Here is a 3,491-nt window from a genome sequence, read left to right on the forward strand (position 1 = left end):
TCCACCGCCGGGAGGAGCCAGGTCGCGAACAGCGGGGTGACGGCCTCGGGCAGCCACTCGCCGAGCCGGAAGTTGCGCATCCACAGACCGGGACCCGGAGCCGTCCAGGCGACCGGCGGCGGCAGCGCTGTCATCGGCCGGGCCTGCAGCAGCCACAAACGGTCGTCGGAGTCGATCGCCCACTCGATGTCCTGTGGACGGCCGTAGCGGGCCGCGACCCGGCCGCACAGTTCGGCGACCGCCGCGGCCTGCCGGGTGGACAGCACCGGGGCGTCGCCGGACATCGGGCGGGTCATCCGGACGTCGCCGGCGGTGACGGTCCACTCTTCACCGGCCTCTTCGCCGGACACGAGCCGCTCGGACAGCCCTGGCACGGCGGTGAGCACCGTCTGTCCCCGGTCACCGGTCAGTGGGTGCGCGGTGAACGCCACGCCCGCCGCCGCCGGCTCGACCATCACCTGCACGAGGACCGCCATCGTGGCCCGATCGCCGCCATGACGCTCGCGATATGCCGTCACCCGCTCGGAGGCGGCCGCGGCGAAGCACCGCCGGACCGCCTCGGGCAGCTCGTCGACGGTGATGTTCAGGTAGCTCTCGTACAGGCCGGCGTACGAGGCGTCCGGCAGGTCCTCGGCGGCGCTCGAGGAACGCACCGCGAATCTGACGCCCGGCAGGGCCCGTGCCGCCGCGGCCAGCCCGCTCTCCCAACCCTCGCCGGCCGGCGCCGCGCTCGTGACGACCAGGCCCGGTGGTACGGGGAATCCGGCAGTGACGAGGTCGCCGAGGACCCAGGCCTTGCCGCCCAATGACTCCCGATCGGCCTTTCCCGCCTCGGTCAGCTTCATGACCGACTCACCTCATAGGTAGTGTCGCAAAGTATTGCGACGCTACACCCGGACTGATGTGCTGCACCAGAGTCAATGTGAGGAGCGCCCGTGCTGCCGATGCGACCAGACCTGCTCAAGGGCCACCTCGACACGCTCCTCCTCGCCGTCCTCGAAGCCGGGCCGCAGCACGGCTACGCCATCATCGAGGCGTTGCGGGCCGGCAGTGACGGCGCTCTCGACCTGCCCACCGGGACGGTCTATCCGGCACTGCACCGGCTCGAACGGGCCGGCCTCATCACCAGTGAGTGGCACACCGTCCAAGGGCGTCGCCGACGCGCGTACCGCCTCACCGCGGCCGGTCGGGTGGCGCTCACCGAACAGCGAGCCGTGTGGGACCAGTTCTCCGCCGCCGTCACCGCGGTCCTGACGAGACGGTCATGGCCGGCCACCGCGTGACCACTGAGGCCCACGGCGACGCCCAGCTCGCCGCGTACCTCGCCGCGGTCGCCGCCCGACTGCGCGGACCTCGCCGATGCCGCGAAGCGATCCTCGCCGAGCTGTCTGACGGCCTCGACCAGGCGGCATACGACCATCGTGCGGCGGGTCTGCCGCCCGGGGCCGCGGCCGCGACCGCGATCGCCCGCTTCGGCGCACCTCAAGCGGTTGCCGACGGGTTCGCGGGGGAGCTGGCGATCTCCTACACCCGGCGTCTGATCGTTTGGTTTCTTGCCACCGGACCGCTGGTGGGGGTGTGGTGGCTACTTGTGCTGCGCTCGGAACCGTGGCGGACCGGCGTGGTCGGACTCTTGGCGGCCATCCCGGTCCTCCCGCTGATCGCCGTCGCGATCGTCACGGGCGGCGGAACAGTCGGCACCACCGGCGGCCTGATGCGCTGGCTCCCCGAAACCGGTCCGCACCGCGCCCTGGTCGCCGCGTCGGCCATCGCTGTGCTCAGCATCATCGGCGACCTCACGATGATCGGCGTGTTCCTTGCGTCCGGCCGACCGGCGAGCCTGCTCGGGGCGGTCGCCATCGCGGCCAGTTCGACTCGCATGGCCGCAAGCCTCACGGCGCTGCGGCGCATGCCCTGGCCCAGATCCCGATGAGACCGAGCGAAGGCCCGCTCCTCAAGCCCGTGCCGGCGGGATCAGGTCGGCGAGCAGGGCTTCGATGCGAACCTTGATCTCGTCGCGGATCGGCCGGACGGCCTCGACGCCCTGCCCGGCCGGGTCGTCGAGCTTCCAGTCCTCGTAGCGCTTGCCGGGGAAGATCGGGCAGGCGTCGCCGCAGCCCATGGTGATGATGACGTCGGAGTCCTGCGCCACCTCGTACTCGAGGATCTTGGGGGTCTGGTCGGTGATGTCGATGCCGACCTCGCGCATGGCCTCGACGGCCGACGGGTTGATGGTCTCGGCCGGGGCCGAGCCGGCGGAGCGGACCTCGACCTGGTCGCCGGCGAGGTGGCGCAGCCACCCGGCGGCCATCTGGGAGCGGCCGGCGTTGTGCACGCAGACGAACAGGACGCTGGGCTTGTCAGTCACGGGTTGCTCCTTCGGGGACGAGAACGTCGCCGGCGTTCGCACCGGCGGCGGGATAGAGGGCCAGCAGCAGACCGGTGCCGGCGGCCAGCCCGATCACTTGCGCGACGATGAAGCCGGGCACGGAGGCCGGTGCGATGCCGGCGAAGGTGTCGGTGAACGCGCGCCCGATGGTCACCGCCGGGTTGGCGAAGCTGGTGCTGCTGGTGAACCAGTAGGCGGCGCCGATGTACGCGCCGACGGCGGCCGGGGCCACGACGGCGCGGCCGGAGCGGGCGAGCGCGAAGATCAACAGGAGCAGGCCGGCGGTCGCGACGACTTCGCCGAGCCACAGATGCCCGGCGCTGCGGTCCTTGTCGGAGAAACTCACCGCGGCCAGGTCGAACATCAGGTTTGCCAGCACCGAGCCCCCGATCGCGCCGAGGACCTGGGCCAAGGCGTAGGCCCCGAGGTCGGTGGCGGTCAGGCCGGTGCGGGTACGACGCCCGAGGAACCAGTCCGCGGCCGACACCACCGGGTTGAAGTGTGCTCCGGAGACCGGGCCGAAGGTCAGGATCAGTGCGCCGAGGGCGAACGCGGTGGCGATCGAGTTCTCCAGTAACTGCAGGCCGACCTCATCGGGCGACAACGTGGTGGCCATGACGCCGGAGCCGACGACGGCGGTCACGAGCAGCGCGGTGCCGACGAGCTCGGCCAGCAGGCGTCGCCACAGTGCGGTCTGGTGCATGGAATAGGGGCTCCGGTCTCTCAGGCGGATGATGCGGAAGAGCGCACGGCCGGGGCCAGGCGGTCGATCCGGCCGGCCAGGTCGGTGTAGGTCGCCTCGAATGCCGGATCGGTGTCGACTCGGACCGGGTCGGGAACCGACCAGTGCAGCCGGGGGCGGGCCGCGCCGGTGAGGTCCTCGTGGGCGTTGTCGCAGACCGCGATGACCAGATCGCTGTCGTGGACGACGTCGTCGATGTGCGCCGTACCCGTCGGGTCGAGCGCGAGGCCGTGGCGATGCGCCACCTTGACCGCCCGCGGGTGGACCCGGGGCGCGGGTTGGGTGCCCGCGGAGGCCACCGGACCGCCGACCCGGTCACGCCACAGCGCCGCGGCGAGCTGGGAGCGGGCGGAGTTGTGG

5 protein-coding genes and 1 pseudogene are annotated in these 3,491 nt (G+C 71.9%); 2 read left to right on the top strand and 4 right to left on the bottom strand.

Features of this window, described 5'->3' with window-relative positions:
- Positions 1 to 845: PEP/pyruvate-binding domain-containing protein (locus AB0M20_RS32845; protein WP_364304225.1), on the bottom strand; the 845-nt coding region annotated here is incomplete at its 3' end.
- A 99-nt stretch (positions 846 to 944) separates the two neighbouring features.
- On the opposite strand from AB0M20_RS32845, the gene AB0M20_RS32850 reads away from it, so the two are divergent.
- The gene (locus AB0M20_RS32850) at positions 945 to 1,283 is read left to right on the top strand and encodes a helix-turn-helix transcriptional regulator (RefSeq protein ID WP_364304229.1); all 339 of its coding nucleotides are present in this window, start codon (positions 945 to 947) and stop codon (positions 1,281 to 1,283) included.
- The gene (locus AB0M20_RS32855; RefSeq protein ID WP_364304226.1) at positions 1,265 to 1,933 is read left to right on the top strand and encodes a permease prefix domain 1-containing protein; all 669 of its coding nucleotides are present in this window, start codon (positions 1,265 to 1,267) and stop codon (positions 1,931 to 1,933) included. The genes AB0M20_RS32850 and AB0M20_RS32855 overlap by 19 nt, the downstream gene beginning before the upstream one ends.
- A gap of 21 nt (positions 1,934 to 1,954) precedes the next feature.
- Here AB0M20_RS32855 and AB0M20_RS32860 read toward each other — a convergent pair whose 3' ends face one another.
- The 3 genes and pseudogenes from AB0M20_RS32860 to AB0M20_RS32870 form a co-directional block, all read right to left on the bottom strand.
- Entirely contained in the window at positions 1,955 to 2,368 is a 414-nt protein-coding gene (locus AB0M20_RS32860; protein ID WP_364304227.1) for an arsenate reductase ArsC, read from the bottom strand.
- The gene (locus tag AB0M20_RS32865) at positions 2,361 to 3,092 is read right to left on the bottom strand and encodes an MIP/aquaporin family protein (protein WP_364304228.1); all 732 of its coding nucleotides are present in this window, start codon (positions 3,090 to 3,092) and stop codon (positions 2,361 to 2,363) included. The genes AB0M20_RS32860 and AB0M20_RS32865 overlap by 8 nt, the downstream gene beginning before the upstream one ends.
- Before the next feature lie 20 nt (positions 3,093 to 3,112).
- Positions 3,113 to 3,491 (bottom strand): annotated as a pseudogene (locus AB0M20_RS32870) (ArsR family transcriptional regulator); the annotation flags it as partial.

Origin of the sequence: Actinoplanes sp. NPDC051633 (genome assembly GCF_040681735.1) — a bacterium.
Taxonomy (GTDB): Bacteria; Actinomycetota; Actinomycetes; order Mycobacteriales; family Micromonosporaceae; genus Actinoplanes.

Coding starts and splice junctions, on each gene's coding strand:
- AB0M20_RS32850 (WP_364304229.1), top strand. CDS start 945: ATGCGACCAGACCTGCTCAAGGGCCACCTCGACACGCTCCTCCTCGCC.
- AB0M20_RS32855 (WP_364304226.1), top strand. CDS start 1,265: ATGGCCGGCCACCGCGTGACCACTGAGGCCCACGGCGACGCCCAGCTC.
- AB0M20_RS32865 (WP_364304228.1), bottom strand. CDS start 3,092: ATGCACCAGACCGCACTGTGGCGACGCCTGCTGGCCGAGCTCGTCGGC.